The organism is Nonomuraea rhizosphaerae, assembly GCF_019396405.1.
In the GTDB taxonomy this organism is placed as follows: Bacteria; Actinomycetota; Actinomycetes; order Streptosporangiales; family Streptosporangiaceae; genus Nonomuraea; species Nonomuraea rhizosphaerae.
In genome coordinates, this window is record NZ_JAHKRL010000214.1 from 1 (window position 1) to 14,188 (window position 14,188).

At 72.6% G+C, this 14,188-nt stretch carries 13 protein-coding genes; 9 read left to right on the forward strand and 4 right to left on the reverse strand.

The genetic code is table 11. From position 1 onward, the window contains the following. On the forward strand, positions 1 to 192 hold a 192-nt coding region (locus KME77_RS10335; protein WP_219464825.1), incomplete at its 5' end, for a hypothetical protein. 339 nt (positions 193 to 531) lie between these two features. Here KME77_RS10335 and KME77_RS10340 read toward each other — a convergent pair. Then, entirely contained in the window at positions 532 to 1,647 is a 1,116-nt protein-coding gene (locus KME77_RS10340) for a S1 family peptidase (protein ID WP_246609541.1), read from the reverse strand. A gap of 165 nt (positions 1,648 to 1,812) precedes the next feature. On the opposite strand from KME77_RS10340, the gene KME77_RS10345 reads away from it, so the two are divergent. Beyond that, positions 1,813 to 2,211 (forward strand): VOC family protein, encoded by a 399-nt coding sequence (locus tag KME77_RS10345; protein WP_219464827.1) that lies wholly within the window; start codon positions 1,813 to 1,815, stop codon positions 2,209 to 2,211. 6 nt (positions 2,212 to 2,217) lie between these two features. Here KME77_RS10345 and KME77_RS10350 read toward each other — a convergent pair whose 3' ends face one another. Beyond that, a complete protein-coding gene (locus KME77_RS10350) occupies positions 2,218 to 2,778 on the reverse strand; it encodes a TetR/AcrR family transcriptional regulator (RefSeq protein ID WP_219464828.1) in 561 nt (186 codons plus the stop codon). Positions 2,779 to 2,832: 54 nt separating this feature from the next. On the opposite strand from KME77_RS10350, the gene KME77_RS10355 reads away from it, so the two are divergent. From KME77_RS10355 to KME77_RS10375, 5 genes are all read left to right on the forward strand, one after another. Beyond that, the gene (locus tag KME77_RS10355) at positions 2,833 to 5,949 is read left to right on the forward strand and encodes a bifunctional cytochrome P450/NADPH--P450 reductase (protein WP_246609542.1); all 3,117 of its coding nucleotides are present in this window, start codon (positions 2,833 to 2,835) and stop codon (positions 5,947 to 5,949) included. Positions 5,950 to 6,088: 139 nt separating this feature from the next. Next, the gene (locus tag KME77_RS10360; protein WP_219464838.1) at positions 6,089 to 6,688 is read left to right on the forward strand and encodes an ACT domain-containing protein; all 600 of its coding nucleotides are present in this window, start codon (positions 6,089 to 6,091) and stop codon (positions 6,686 to 6,688) included. 10 nt (positions 6,689 to 6,698) lie between these two features. Continuing rightward, on the forward strand, positions 6,699 to 7,862 hold the full coding sequence (locus KME77_RS10365) for an acyl-CoA dehydrogenase family protein (protein ID WP_219464846.1): 1,164 nt from the start codon (positions 6,699 to 6,701) through the stop codon (positions 7,860 to 7,862). A gap of 34 nt (positions 7,863 to 7,896) precedes the next feature. Beyond that, on the forward strand, positions 7,897 to 8,946 hold the full coding sequence (locus KME77_RS10370) for a cation diffusion facilitator family transporter (protein WP_219464848.1): 1,050 nt from the start codon (positions 7,897 to 7,899) through the stop codon (positions 8,944 to 8,946). A 74-nt stretch (positions 8,947 to 9,020) separates the two neighbouring features. Next, positions 9,021 to 10,262 (forward strand): acyltransferase family protein, encoded by a 1,242-nt coding sequence (locus tag KME77_RS10375; protein WP_308250649.1) that lies wholly within the window; start codon positions 9,021 to 9,023, stop codon positions 10,260 to 10,262. Here the strand turns inward: KME77_RS10375 and KME77_RS10380 are convergent. After that, complete coding sequence (locus tag KME77_RS10380; protein ID WP_219464850.1) at positions 10,230 to 10,712, reverse strand: hypothetical protein; 483 nt, start codon at positions 10,710 to 10,712, stop codon at positions 10,230 to 10,232. The two genes, KME77_RS10375 and KME77_RS10380, sit on opposite strands and share 33 nt — an antisense overlap. 123 nt (positions 10,713 to 10,835) lie before the next feature. Between KME77_RS10380 and KME77_RS10385 the strand changes: the two genes are divergently transcribed. Together KME77_RS10385 and KME77_RS10390 are read left to right on the forward strand one after the other, a co-directional pair. Beyond that, on the forward strand, positions 10,836 to 12,035 hold the full coding sequence (locus KME77_RS10385; RefSeq protein ID WP_219464852.1) for a hypothetical protein: 1,200 nt from the start codon (positions 10,836 to 10,838) through the stop codon (positions 12,033 to 12,035). 40 nt (positions 12,036 to 12,075) lie between these two features. After that, positions 12,076 to 13,092 (forward strand): slipin family protein, encoded by a 1,017-nt coding sequence (locus KME77_RS10390; protein ID WP_219464854.1) that lies wholly within the window; start codon positions 12,076 to 12,078, stop codon positions 13,090 to 13,092. Between the two features lie 13 nt (positions 13,093 to 13,105). Here the strand turns inward: KME77_RS10390 and KME77_RS10395 are convergent. Further along, the coding region (locus tag KME77_RS10395) for an MmgE/PrpD family protein (RefSeq protein WP_219464856.1) at positions 13,106 to 14,188 on the reverse strand (1,083 nt) is incomplete at its 5' end.

Below are 14,188 nucleotides of genomic sequence, written 5' to 3' on the forward strand. Positions count from 1 at the left end.
GTGAGCACGGATGGTCGCACATCCGCTTCTATCGAGGGCTCCATGCTCTTGTCAGGCGATCGACGACACCTCCGCATCCATGGTCATCCGGTCACTATCGCCCGATTTGCCTGCAGAGAAAACCTCAATGTTTTCGGCATCGCGATCGCGAGTCGTCCATGGCCGGGAATCAAGGACCCATTCCGCGGTTGAACGTCCGATGGGAAGCCGTCCTGGTGGCCGGAGGGTGCGTCTCAGGGGCTCGAACGAAACCCTGGGCGAAGCGCGCGGCGGAGCCGCGCCCGAGGAGGGCGTCCGGAGCGGAGCGGAGGCCCTTCAGGGGTCGGGGCTCTGGCCCGACTGGGAGGAGCGTCTGAGCTCCTGTGGCGCGGAGCGCTGCGGGGGCGAAGCCCGTTGTGGGCGGGGTGGGCATCAGACGGCCGGCCCCTCGAACGGGTAACGGGTGGGGGGAAGGGCGACAGCGTGCCCGGCGGGCGCCGGGCACGCTGTGCTGTGGGTGATGCGAGGGACGTCAGCCCGCGACCGCCGAGGTCAGCCCGTGACCAGTGTCAGCCCGTACGCGCCGAGGATCTCGTTGACCGGCTGGAAGTAGGTGGTCCCGCCGGAGGAGCAGTTGCCCGAGCCGCCGGAGGTGACGCCCTGGGCCTGGCTGCCGGAGATGAACGAGCCGCCCGAGTCGCCGGGCTCGGCGCACGCGTTGGTGCGGGTCAGGCCGGTGACGGTGCCCTGCGAGTACCGTACGGTCGCGTTGAGCTGCTGGACGGTGCCGCAGCGCCAGCCGGTGGTGGAGCCGGAGCGGCAGATGGAGGAGCCGACGCCGGCGACGGTGGAGCCGCGGACGGTCACGTTGGCGCCGCCGGAGCCGCGCACGTACGGTGTCGCGGTGTTGCCGGGGGCGGTGATGTAGGAGTAGTCGTTGCCGGGGAACGACGAGCCCACGAAGGTGCCCGTCGGGGTGCGGGTGGCGCTGCCGGCGCGGCCGCAGTGGCCGGCGGAGACGAAGCCGGGGGTGCCGCCGCGGGTGACGGAGAAGCCGACGCTGCACCGGCTGGAGCCGATGTAGTAGGCGGCGCCGCCGATGATGTTGATGTAGGTCTGCGGCTGCTCGGCGGAGACGCTCACCCGTACCGCGGCCTTGTCCGCTGCCTTGGCGGCGAAGGCCTCGCCGCTCGCCTGGTCGGCGGCCACGACGACGACGGTGTTGGTGGTCACGTCCACGTACCACAGGGACGCGCCGGTCTGGGCGGAGGCGGCGTCGAGCTGGTCCTTGACCGCGGTCAGCTGGGCGAGGGAACGGGGGACGAGGACGGGCTGCGCGCCCTTCGCCTCGATGGTCCTGAAGCTGTTGGGGTCGGTGGTGGCGACCGTGAGCTTGGAGGCGTCCGCGTTCAGCCACGCGCCGGCGTAGGAGGCGCCGAGGGAGGCGGTCAGCGCGCTCTCGGTGGCCGCGGCGCGCTGCTCGTTGGCCAGGCGGGTGATGGCCTGCTGCTCGGTCAGCCCGAAGTCACGCTCGATGGAGTCGACGACGGCGGAGTCCGGAGGGGTGACTGGAGTGGGGGAGGCCGCCGCGGCGGGGGTGAGGGGGCTGGTGGCCAGGCAGGCGGCCACGATGGTGGCGCCTAGCAGAGGCCAGCGCTTACTCGGCATGAGCACTCCTTTGTGGGGGGTGCCTGTCAAGTTAGTGGCTGACAGGAATTGGCATAGATGGCAAACAACCCCTATCGCGGTGTTATGGCCCCGCCGAGCTGGGCGGGTACGTGTCGATTCGGCCTCCCCTCGTACGACGCACCGGCGAGAGAGAGGATGCCTCCCATGGAATGGAAGCTCGAGGTCGTCCCCGTCCCCGTGACGGACGTGGACAAGGCCAAGGCGTTCTACGCCGAGCGGTGCGGCTTCGTCGTGGACCACGACACCCGCGTCAACGACGAGGTCCGCTTCGTGCAGCTCACCCCGCCCGGCTCGGCCTGCTCGGTGGTGATCCAGACGGGTCACGCCAGTCCGCCCGGCTCGGTGCAGGGGCTGCAGCTCGTGGTGCCCGACATCGACGCGGCCAGGGCCGAGCTGGCCGGGCGCGGCGTGGACGTCAGCACGGTCCAGCACTTCGACCGCGAGGGCGGCAGGGCCGAGGGCAGGGGCGGGCCCTGGAACGCGTTCGTGTTCTTCGGCGACCCCGACGGCAACGGCTGGGTCGTGCAGGAGCGCCCCGCCTGAAGCCGCTCAGGGCCCGCCGAGGCCCCTGATGATGAGGTCGATCGCCGTCTCGAACGTGCGGTCGGCCTCGTCAGGCGCCTGGCCGTCGCCGATGTGCCCGGTCGTCTCGGCGAACACCAGGCCCGACACGAACGCGTACAGCACGTCCGCCGTCCGCCTCCGCTCGTCTCCGGGCACCCCGACCGTCTCCAGGATCGAGAACAGCACGTCCCACAGCCCGCCCGAGCGGCTGGCGATGATCTCCGGATGGGTGTGGACGTAGCGCCACATGTTGGGCCTGTCGAAGGCCAGTCTCCGGTACGCGTGCGCGAGCCGGCGCAGCCGTTCCGGCCACGGCAGGTCCTCGCCCGGCAGCTCCATGCGCGCGCCCTCGGTCGCGCAGATCTGCGTGATCAGCGCCGTCTTGTTCTCCACGTGGTGGTAGAGCGACATCGGGTTGACGTCGAGCTCGGTGGCGAGCTTCCGCATGGAGAACCCCTCCACCCCGTGCTCGCCGATCAGGCGCAACGCCGTGTCGTGGATCTCCTCAAGCGTCAGGGGCGTGCCCCTGCGCGCGCTCACTGCCATACACCGTATGGTAGCGTAAGCCATACGATGTATGGCTACAGGTTGGAGCAGGTCATGAAGGAGATTCCGGCCCCTCGCGGACTGCCGGTCGTCGGCAACGCGCTGCAGGTGCCGTCGCACTCGCCCATCGCCTACTTCGAGCAGGTCGCGCGGGCGCACCCGGAGGGCGTCTTCCGGCTCGACCTGCTAGGCAGGAAGGTCGTGGTGGTGTACGACCCCGACCTGGTGGCCGAGGCGTGCGACGAGACGCGCTTCCGCAAGGAGATCAACCCGCCGTTGTCGATCGTGCGTGACTTCGCCGGGGACGGCCTGTTCACCGCCTCGCCCGACGAGCCCGTCTGGGGGCACGCGCACCGCATCCTGATGCCCGCCTTCAGCCAGCGCTCGATGAAGGCCTACTACCCGCAGATGCTGGAGGTCGCCGAGCGGCTGTCCGAGTCGTGGGCGGCGCGGCAGGGCGAGGACCTTCCGGTCGCCGACGACATGACCCGGCTGACCCTCGACACGATCTCGCTGACCGGGTTCGGCTACCGGTTCGACTCGTTCGACTCGCCGCGGTTGCACCCGTTCCTGACCGCCATGGGCGGGGCGCTGACCGAGGCGATGGTGCGCAACCAGCAGCTCCCGTTCGTCACCAAGCTGCGCCGCAAGCAGGATGTCGCTTACAAGGCCGACATCGAGCAGATGCGCGACCTGGTGGACGAGGTGATCAAGCGGCGGCGCACCGAGGGCGGCACGGCCGCCAAGGACCTGCTCGGGCTCATGCTGGAGGCCTCCGACCCGCGGAGCGGCGAGCGGCTGTCCGACGAGAACATCCGCAACCAGGTCCTCACCTTCCTCATCGCCGGGCACGAGACCACCAGCGGGCTGCTGTCGTTCGCGCTGTACAACCTGCTGCGCGACCCGCACACCCTGGCCAGGGCCTACGACGAGGTGGACCGGCTGCTGCCGGGCGACGAGCCGCCCGCGTACGAGACGATCATGAAGCTGGACGTGGTGGCGCGCGTCCTGGAGGAGACGCTGCGCGTGTGGTCGCCGATCCCGGCCTTCAGCGTGAACGCGATCTCCGACACCGTCCTCGGCGGCCAGTACGCGCTCCAGGCCGGCGACCCCGTCGTCATCCTGCTGCCCACCCTGCACCGCAGCCCCAAGGCGTGGCAGCGGCCCGGCGAGTTCGACATCGACCGCTGGCTGCCGGAGAACAAGCGCGGCCACCACCCGGCCGCCTACAAGCCGTTCGGCAACGGCGAGCGGGCCTGCATCGGCCGCCAGTTCGCGCTCACCGAGGCCAGGCTGGCGCTGGCGATGATCCTGCGCCGCTTCGCGATCTCCGACCCGGCCGTCTACCGGATGAAGATCAAGCAGACGCTCACCCTCAAGCCCGACGGGTTCACCGTACGGGTGCGCGAGCGCCGGGCGCACGAGCGCGCAGTGGCGGCCGGTCGGCGGGCGGAGGCCGAGGAGCAGCGCGACATCGCCGTCACCGGCGTCGCGCTCACCGTCGCGTACGGCTCCAACCTCGGCACCAGCGCCGACATCGCCGAGCGGCTGGCCGAGCGGGCCGGACGGGCGGGGTTCGCGACCACGCTGACCACGCTCGACGACATGGAGCCGCCGCGCGAGGGGCTGCTGATCGTGGTCGCCTCCTCCTACAACGGCAAGGCCCCCGACAACGCCCAGCGCTTCGACGCGCTGACCGATCTGCCGGACATGTCCGGCGTACGGCTGGCGCTGCTCGGCTGCGGCAACACCCAGTGGCCGACCTACCAGGACTTCCCCCGCCGCGCGTTCGCCAAGCTCACCGCCGCCGGGGCGGTGCCGCTGGTCGAGCGGGGCGAGGCCGACGCCGACGGTGACTTCGACGGCGACGTGACCGCCTGGACCGCGAAGCTGTGGGCGGCGACGGCCGGGGAGTACAGCGCCTCGGCCGCCGAGGCGGGCCCCCGCTACCGGATGGAGGTGCTCACCGAGGCCGAGGTGCGGCCCGCCGTGGTGTCCTCGCGGGCCTTCCCGCTGACCGTGGTCTCCAACGAGGAGCTGACCGGCGACCCGGAGGGGCTGTGGGACTTCTCGCTGGAGGCCCCCCGTCCCGGCGTCCGCTCGATCGTGGCCCGGCTGCCCGAGGGCGTGACCTACTCGGCGGGCGACCACGTGGCGGTCTTCGCCAAGAACGACGCCGAGCTGGTCGAGTGGGCGCTGCGCTGCCTGCGCGTCCCGCGTGAGCAGGTCGTGCGGCTGCGCGCGAGCGGCACCACGCACCTGCCGGTGGACACGCCGGTGACGGCCGGGCTGCTGCTGACCGAGTTCGCCGAGCTGCAGGAGGTGGCCACCCGTTCCGACCTGGAGGCGCTGGGCGCGCACACCGGCTGCCCGTGGACCAAGGGGCAGCTCGCCGAGCTGGCCGCCTCCTACGCCGACGAGATCCTGGCCAAGCGCGTGTCGCCGCTGGCCCTGCTGGAGCGCTTCCCGGCGATCGAGCTGCCGCTGCCGGTGTTCCTGGAGATGGCCGGGCCGATCAGGCCGCGCTACTACTCCGTCTCCTCCTCGCCGCTGGCCGGCTCGTCGCTGGTGCGGATCACGGTCGGGCTCGTCGAGGGCCCCGCCTGGTCGGGCAGCGGCTCCTACCGCGGCATGTGCTCGGCCTACCTGGCCGGCCTGACGCCGGGGGAGACGTTCTACGGGTACGTACGGGTGCCCGCCCCGCCGTTCCGCCTGCCCGAGGACCCCTCCACCCCGGTGGTCCTGGTCGGGCCCGGCACCGGCTTCGCGCCGCTGCGCGGCTTCCTGGAGGAGCGGGCGCTGGGCGGGGCGAGCGGGCGGGCCGAGGTGTTCTGCGGCTGCCGCCACCCCGAGCACGACTGGCTGTACCGGGAGGAGGTCGAGGGCTGGGCGTCGGACGCGGTCCGCGTGACCACGGCGTACTCGGCCGTGCCGGGGCATCCGTACAGGTTCGTCCAGGACGCGCTGGCCGCCCGGGGCGAGCAGGTGTGGGAGCTGCTGGAGGCCGGCGCGCACGTGTACGTCTGCGGCGACGGCCTGCGCATGGCCCCGGCCGTACGCGCGGCGCTGCTGGCCCTGCACCGCTCGCACGACACGACGGGCGGCGACGCGGAGGCGTGGCTCGCCTCGCTTGAGGAGCAGGGCCGTTATCAGCAGGACGTCTTCGCATAAAGGGCACATGCCGCGCCTTTACCGTGAATACGGAATTAGCGTCGCATCCTTGGATATAACCGCAGCATGTGTGACATGTCCGTGGAACATGCTGGAAACCTTTCCGCGGGACCGTAGAGCCTCTGGAGAGGGGGCGGCCATGCTGTTGCGACTGAGGGTGTCGCTGCCGGACCGGCCCGGCGGCCTGGGGCAGGTCGCCCGGGCCTTCGGCGCGCTGGGCGCCGACATCCTGCAGGTCACGGTCCTGGAACGGGAGGCGGGCCGGGCGATCGACGACTTCACCGTCTCCTGGCCCGGCGCCGTCACCTCGGAGGAGGCGCGCGAGCGGCTCTCCGCCGTCCCCGGCGTACGCGTCGAAGGGGCGTGGCCGACCAAGGACCTGCCGGGCTCCGCGCCCGACTACGACCTGCTCATGCACGTCGCCGCCGAACCGTCACGGGGCATCGAGACCCTGGTGGACGCGCTGCCGGGCCTCTGCGCGGCCGAATGGTCGCTGGCCCTGGCCGACGGGCTGGTCCGGCACGCCAGCCACGCGGCCCCCGAGAAGTTCGACCTGCCCGAGCCGCCGCCGCGCGCCGTCACCCGCGCCGCCGACGAGCTGACGCTGATGTTGTTCCCGGTGGCCGCGCACGGGCTGCACGTGGTCGTCGCCCGCGCCGACGGGCCCGGCTTCCACCGCGCCGAGCTGGAGCGCGCCGCCCGGATCGTGGACGTGGTCTCCAGGCTCACTCCCGTGTGATCCTGGGGGCATGGACTTCGAGCTGAACGAGGAGCAGCGGGCCTTCCGGGAGACCTTGCGGGCGTTCGTCGACAAGGAGATCGTGCCCGTGGCCGTCGAGTGGGAGCACTCGGGCCGCTATCCCACCGAGATCGTCGACAAGATGAAGGCCATGGGGCTGTTCGGCCTCACCGTGCCGGAGGAGCACGGCGGGCTCGGGGCGGACATGGTGTCGTACGCGCTGGTCTTCGAGGAGATCGCGCGCGGCTGGATGGGCGTGGCCGGCGTCCTCGGCTCCCACTCGCTGGCCTGCGTGATGATCGCCCGCCACGGCACCGAGGAGCAGAAGGCGCTGCACCTGGCCGACCTGGCCGCCGGCACGCGGCGTACCGGGATCGCGCTCACCGAGCCGGGCGCGGGCACCGACCTTCAGGGCATCCAGACCCGCGCGGTACGCGACGGCGACCACTACGTCGTCACCGGCACCAAGACGTGGATCACCAACGCCCGCCACGCCGACCCGCTGCCCGTGCTGGTCAAGACCTCGATCACCGAGCCCGCCCACCGCGGCATGTCGGTGCTGCTCGTCGACCCGTCCACACCCGGCTTCAGCGTCAGCCGCGACCTGCCCAAGCTCGGCTACAAGGGCACCGAGACGTGCGAGGTCGTGCTCGACCAGGTGCGGGTGCCCGCGGACGCGCTGCTCGGCGGCGTCGAGGGACGCGGCATGCAGCAGGTGCTCGGCGGGCTGGAGATCGGCCGCGTCAACATCGCCGCCCGCGCCGTCGGCGTCGCCCAGGCCGCCTACGACGCCGCGCTCTCGTACGCCCGCGAGCGGACCGCGTTCGGCCAGCCCATCGCCGACTTCCAGGCCGTGCAGCTCAAGCTCGCCGACCTGGCCACCGAGATCCAGGCGGCCAGGCTGCTCACCTACTGGGCCGCCGCCCAGGCCGACAGCGGCAAGCGGGTGGACATGGAGGCGGGCATGGCCAAGTACTTCGCCTCCGAGGTGGCGCTGAAGGCGTCGCTGGAGTCCATGCGCATCCACGGCGGCTACGGCTACTCCCAGGAGTTCGTGGTCGAGCGGCTCTACCGCGACGCGCCGCTGATGGCCATCGGCGAGGGCACCAACGACGTCCAGCGGCTCGTGATCGCCCGCGCGCTCGTCTCCGGCAAGAACCGGATCGGGTGGTGAGTTTGGGACCGGCGCGTGGTGCAAGGAGGAGAGCATGGCCGACCAGCACGAATCGGGCTCCTCGCACGGGCACGGGCACGGACATGGGCATCCGGCCGGTCGTCTGAGGGGGGCGCTGGCGAAGGCGTGGCACGCCGTCGCGCCCCACAGCCACGACACGGCTGACAAGACGGACTCCGCCCTGGAGGCCAGCAGCCGGGGCCTGCGGGTGCTGGGCGTCTCGTTCGCCGTGCTGATGGTCACGGCCGTGATCCAGGGCGTGATCGTCGTCATGTCAGGCTCGGTCGCGCTGCTCGGCGACACGCTGCACAACGTCGCCGACGCGCTCACGGCCGTGCCGCTGGCGATCGCGTTCTCGCTCGGCCGCCGGGCCGCCAACCGGCGCTTCACCTACGGGTACGGCCGGGCCGAGGACCTGGCCGGGATCGTCATCGTGGTGATCATCGCCGCGTCCGCCGCGCTGGCCGGGTACGAGGCGGTCACGCGGCTGCTCGACCCGCGCGACATGCGCGCCGTCGGGTGGGTCGCCGCCGCGGCGGTGGCCGGCTTCCTCGGCAACGAGTGGGTCGCCCGCTACCGGATCAGGGTGGGCCGCGAGATCGGCTCGGCCGCGCTGGTCGCCGACGGGCTGCACGCCAGGACCGACGGGTTCACGTCCCTGGCGGTGCTGCTGAGCACCGGCGGCGCGGCGCTCGGGTTCCCGATCGCCGACCCGATCGTCGGCCTGCTCATCACGATCGCCATCTGCTACGTGCTGCGGGACGCGGCCCGGGAGATCTACCACCGGCTGATGGACGCCGTCGACCCGGCCATCGTGGACGCGGCCGAACGCATCCTGGCCACCGTGGACGGCGTCGAACGCGTCGGCTCCGTACGCGTGCGCTGGATCGGGCACGCCCTGCACGCCGAGGTGGAGATCCTGGTGGGGCACGGGCTGTCGCTGGTGGAGGCGCACGCGGTCGCCGTCGCCGCCGAGCACCGCCTCATCCACGACCTGCCGCGGCTGCGGGCGGCCACCGTCCACACCGACCCGCACGGCCCGGCGGGCGCCGACCACCACGCGCCGCTGACCAGTCACCGCTGACCCTGTCGCCTGGTCTTCCGGGCCGGGGCGACACGCGGGGCATTGAGGTACCTCGTCGGGGTAGGTTGGGGCGGGTGCCGATCATCTCCGCCACTTCCACCACGGGCCCGGACACCACAGGCCCGGACGCCACGGCCCCCGCCCGGCAGCCCAGGCTCGCCTGGCTGGACGCCCTGCGCGGGATCGGCGCGCTGGCGGTGGTGGCCGAGCACCTGCTGCCGTGGTTCCTGCCCGCGCTGCGGCCGTACTGGTTCAACCTCGGGGTCTACGGGATCTTCGTCTTCTTCCTGGTCAGCGGCTACATCATCCCGACCTCGCTGGAGCGGCACGGCGACGTGCGGGCCTTCTGGGTCAGCCGCGTCTTCCGCCTGTACCCGCTCTACCTGGCCGTGGCCGCGCTGGTGCTGGCGGCCGCCTGGTGGGTGCCGGTCCGCGAGGCGGTGCCGCGCGACGGCTCGGCGGTGGCCGGACACGCGACGATGCTGCTCGACGTCGTGGGCGTGGGCGGGGTCGCCGACACGATGTGGACGCTCTCGTACGAGATGGTGTTCTACCTGCTGGTGACGGCGCTGTTCGTGACCGGGTGGCACCGGCGCAGCGGCCTGTACGCGGTGCTGTTCGCGGCCGGGTCCGTGGTGGTGGGGCTGCTGGTCGCCGGCGCCCTGCTGGAGGGCGGCTGGGTCGCCTACGCCTCCGCGGCCGCGTTCTTCGCCGGGCTGGCCTGCGTGGTGACGGGCAGGTTCCGCGCGGCCGCCGCCTGCGCGCTGGGCGTGATGGCGCTGGTGCTGCTGGTGTTCGGCAGCCGGGTGCCGTGGATGGGCGTGGCGGTGCTGGGCGTGATGTTCGCCGGGACCGCCATCCAGCGGTGGGAGCGCGGCGCGGGCGGCCTGTGGCCCGTCGCCGTCACCGCGGTCCTGGTGGCGATCGCCCCGATCTGGGCGATCGAGTCGGGCTGGTGGTGGGTCGAGCCGGACGTGTGGATCACCACGATCGCGCTGGCGGCGGCGACGTTCGCGGGCGGGATGGCGCTGCGCGGCAGGCGGGTGCCGCGGCTGCTGAGCTGGTTCGGGCTGATCAGCTACTCCCTGTACCTGGTGCACCATCCGCTGCTGAAGTTCTTCGTCGAGGTGAGCGGGGACCTGCGGCGCTCGCCGCTGCCGGTGCAGCTCGGGGCGGCGGCGCTGGCCATGGCGCTGGTGCTGGCGGTCAGCGCGCTGGCCTACCGGTACGTGGAGCGGCCCATGCAGGCCCTCGGCCGCCGCCTCCAGGCATCAAGGGCGATCTCAGGGGCAGGGGAGCAGGCGGGTCGCGGATGAGGTCGTGACGGTCGGGTCCAAGGCCGTCGCGACCTCCGCGCGACGCTCCAGCGCCTTTCGCACGACCGGGTCCTCGTCCATGAGGAACGCCAGATGCCGGACGGCGTGCGCCACGACATTGGCCACCTCCACCCGGTCGGGCGCGGGCGTGGCGGGCGCGGAGCCCGCGGCGATCTCCATGGAGGGCAGCTCGACGGCGGGCAGCCACGGCTCCGGATCGGGGCACACCGCATAGGTCAGGACGATCTCCCCGTTGCCCGTATAACGCCAGCTCGTGGAGTGCACGACGGTCGCGTCGGCGTCGGCGGCGACCCCGCAGGCGCGTCGCGCCGCCTGGTCAGGAGACTCTCCCGGATCCGGCAGGGTGGTGACGCGCCGATACGCCCACTTACTGTCCGTGCTCACCCGTAGCATGAGCGTCTCGACCGAGACCACGTGTCTTCCCGTCACCGACAACAACTTACTGCCAGTTCGTTGCAGAAGCGATCTCATCGCAAATGTAGCGGGGCTCTTGAAGATGTCCGGGAGCGTGGCTGTAGTTCGATGGGGTGCACAAGAGAGAGGCGGACGGCCATGCCCGGCTTGCTGGTGCTCATGGGGTCGGGCGAGACAGCCCCGACCATGGTGGAGGTGCACCGTTCCGCGGCGCGGGGGCTGCGCGCCGGCGCGCGGGCCGTGCTGCTCGACACCCCCTACGCCTTCCAGGAGAACGCGGCCGACATCTCCGCCCGCGCCCGCCGCTACTTCGCGCGCAGCGTCGGCCTGGAGGTCGAGGTGGCCGACGGGGTCGCCGGGGCCGACTGGGTGTTCTCGGGGCCGGGCAGCCCCACGTACGCGCTCGACCGCTGGACCGGCGGCCCCACCGCGGGTGATCTGCGGGCCCGCGTGCGCGCCCGCCAGGGGGTGACCGTGCTCGCCTCCGCCGCCGCCTGCACCGCCGGGCTCGCGACGGTGCCCGTGTACGAGATCTACAAGGTCGGCGCCGAGCCCTGCTGGCGCGAGGGCCTCGACCTGCTGGAGCCGCTCGGCCTGCGGGCGGTGCTGATCCCGCACTTCGACAACGCCGAGGGCGGCACCCACGACACCCGCTACTGCTATCTGGGCGAGCGGCGGCTGTCCCGGATGGAGGCCGAGCTGCCCGACGGCGCGTTCGTGCTGGGCATCGACGAGCACACCGCCGTCGTCATCGACCTGGAGAGCGAGAGCGTCGAGGTGGCCGGCCGCGGCGGGCTGACCGTGCGCCGCGACGGCTCGGCCGTCGTCCTGCCCACGGGCACCCGTACCGACCTGGCCGGGCTGCGCCGCCTGGCCGAGGGCGGCGCGGGAGCCGCCGCCACGCCCTCGCCGCGTCCGGCCGCCGCCTCCGGCCTGGCCCCGGCCCAGGTCACGCTGGAGGAGACCATCCGCAGCTGCGAGCGGCTCTTCCAGAAGGCCGCCGCCGAGCCCGACATGGTCGCCGCCGCCCGCGTCGTGCTCGACCTGGAGGCGGAGATCGTCACGTGGGCGGCCGACACCGAGGAAGACTCCGGAGGCGTCGACCAGGCCCGTGAGCTGCTGCGGCTGCTGATCGCCCGCCTCGGCGAGCGGGCCGCCGACGCCGACGTGCGCTCCCTCGTCGAGTCCCTGCTGACCCTCCGCGACGAGCTGCGCAGGGGCGGCGGCTACGACGTCGCCGACGCGCTGCGCGCCGCCATGAGCCGCGGCGGCGTGAACGTCGAGGACACCCCCGACGGGCCGCGCTGGAGCACCTCACGACAACGCCTGTCGACATGAGGGCGTACGGGCCTACGCTCGGAACGGAAGGGACACCATCATGGTCACCAGCATCCTCCTCGCCGTCCTCGCCGTGCTCGTGCTCTGGACCGCCTTCAGCAGCGTCAGGGTCGTCAACCAGGTCGAACGGGGCATCGTCTTCCGTTTCGGCCGGGCCCAGAAGGAGGTGCGGCAGCCCGGCTTATCGTTCCTCGTCCCGTTCGCGGACCGGATGACCAAGGTCAACGTCCAGATCGTCACCATGCCCATCCCCACCCAGGAGGGCATCACCCGCGACAACGTGTCCGTACGCGTCGACGCGGTCGTCTACTTCCGGGTGCAAGACCCGCTGCGGGCGGCCATCGAGGTGCAGGACTACCTGTTCGCGGTCGAACAGGTGGCGCAGACGTCGCTGCGCTCGATCATCGGCAAGAGCGAGCTCGACGACCTGCTGTCCAACCGCGAGGAGCTGCACCGGGGGCTCGCGCTCATGATCGACAGCCCGGCGCTGGGCTGGGGGATCCACATCGACCGGGTCGAGATCAAGGACGTGCAGCTGCCCGAGACGATGAAACGCTCGATGTCGCGGCAGGCCGAGGCGGAGCGGGAGCGGCGGGCCCGGGTGATCACGGCGGACGGCGAGTTCCAGGCCGCGCAGAAGCTGGCCGACGCCTCCGCCATCATGGCCGAGACGCCGGCGGCGCTGCAGCTGCGGCTGCTGCAGACGGTGGTGGAGGTGGCGGCGGAGAAGACGACGACGCTGATCATGCCGCTGCCGGTGGAGCTGCTGCGCTTCTTCGACCGCGTGGGTGGCGCTGCGGAGGCGCGGACAGGGGCCGGCACGGCCGAGCAAGCGACGGCCGAGCGGGAGACGGCAGGTCGGGAGACGGCGGGTCGGGAGACGGCGGGTCGGGAGGTGCCTGGCCGGGAGGAGGCCGCCCCGGTGGAGGCGGCGCGGCGTGAGGGGGCGGCGGAGCTGCCGTCGCTGGACGAGCCGCGTGAGGTCCTGCCGCCGCCGTCGGTCACCCCCGCGGAGAGCCGCCCGGAACCGGGCGGCGCGAAGGCGCGCTTGATGTAGCCGGGCGGCGCGCTCAGGGGGCGACGGTGAGGCGTAGCAGCGGCCCCACCGAGGCGGCCTCCGGGAGGCCGCGGCCCGCCGTGACGAGCGCCGCCACCCGGTCCCCGCCCAGCGCCCGCCCCGCGTTCGTCCGGAACTTCACCGCCAGCTCCTCGGCCGTCAGCGGATGCTCGGGCCCGCCACGCGAGGAGTCGACCCGGTGCTCCAGCGCGGACCCGTCGCGCAGCCGTACCCGCAGCACGGCCGCGAACGCGCGCGGGAAGATCTCCGTCGCCCGCTCGTCCGCCACGCACCGCACCCGCGCGGCCAGCGCCAGCCGGTCGGCGTCCAGGGCGGCGAAGTCGTCCAGTGACAGCCCGAGGCCGCCGCCGCCGTGCAGGGCGGCCGCCACGGTGTAGGGGCCGGAGAACTTGGCGTGGTACGGCGAACTCGGCTTGATCTTGTCGTCCCGGGGCTCCGCGATCGTCCGCAGCACCGGGGCCGCCACCCCCAGCTCCATGTCCTCGACGTCCTCGGGCGACACGCCGAGGGTGCCCAGCGCCAGGGCGCAGTCGATGCCCGGGTGGGTGAAGTGGTTGGTCGGATACGGCTTGTACACCGTACGCAGGAGCTCCCACCGCTCGCCCAGCCCCGACAGCAGCGCCTCGGCGTCGAACCGGCCGTCCAGCCACGCCTGGAAGAACCCGAACCGCCCCTCCAGCACCGTCGGCGGCCCGGTCAGGCCCTCCAGGGCCAGCACGGCCGCCGTGACGCCCGAATGGGCCGCCCAGCCGCAGTGGACCCGCTTGACCGTGCCGCCGGTGCGGTTGGCCTCGATCACGCCCGACCCCATGCTGGCCGCCACGCCGACGGCGTGCGCGACGCCCTCCGCGTCCAGCCCGAACAGCAGCCCGGCCGCCACCGCCGCGCCGAGCGTGCCGCAGATCGAGGTGGCGTGCTGGCCCTTCTCGAAGAACAGCGAGTTGCCGGCCTCCGGCAGGTAGGAGGCCATGCCGAGCCGGTTGCACACCTCGACGCCGGCCGCCACGGCCGCGACCAGCCGGCCGCCCGGCGCGTCCACGGCCTCGGCGGGGGGCAGCGCGGCGGGCACCACGGG

What these genes read in the sequence shown, in the direction of transcription:
- KME77_RS10360 (WP_219464838.1), top strand. Translation starts at nt 6,089, where the DNA reads ATGCTGTTGCGACTGAGGGTGTCGCTGCCGGACCGGCCCGGCGGCCTG.
- KME77_RS10355 (WP_246609542.1), top strand. Translation starts at nt 2,833, where the DNA reads ATGAAGGAGATTCCGGCCCCTCGCGGACTGCCGGTCGTCGGCAACGCG.
- KME77_RS10345 (WP_219464827.1), top strand. Translation starts at nt 1,813, where the DNA reads ATGGAATGGAAGCTCGAGGTCGTCCCCGTCCCCGTGACGGACGTGGAC.
- KME77_RS10340 (WP_246609541.1), bottom strand. Translation starts at nt 1,647, where the DNA reads ATGCCGAGTAAGCGCTGGCCTCTGCTAGGCGCCACCATCGTGGCCGCC.
- KME77_RS10365 (WP_219464846.1), top strand. Translation starts at nt 6,699, where the DNA reads ATGGACTTCGAGCTGAACGAGGAGCAGCGGGCCTTCCGGGAGACCTTG.
- KME77_RS10370 (WP_219464848.1), top strand. Translation starts at nt 7,897, where the DNA reads ATGGCCGACCAGCACGAATCGGGCTCCTCGCACGGGCACGGGCACGGA.
- KME77_RS10385 (WP_219464852.1), top strand. Translation starts at nt 10,836, where the DNA reads ATGCCCGGCTTGCTGGTGCTCATGGGGTCGGGCGAGACAGCCCCGACC.
- KME77_RS10350 (WP_219464828.1), bottom strand. Translation starts at nt 2,778, where the DNA reads ATGGCAGTGAGCGCGCGCAGGGGCACGCCCCTGACGCTTGAGGAGATC.
- KME77_RS10390 (WP_219464854.1), top strand. Translation starts at nt 12,076, where the DNA reads ATGGTCACCAGCATCCTCCTCGCCGTCCTCGCCGTGCTCGTGCTCTGG.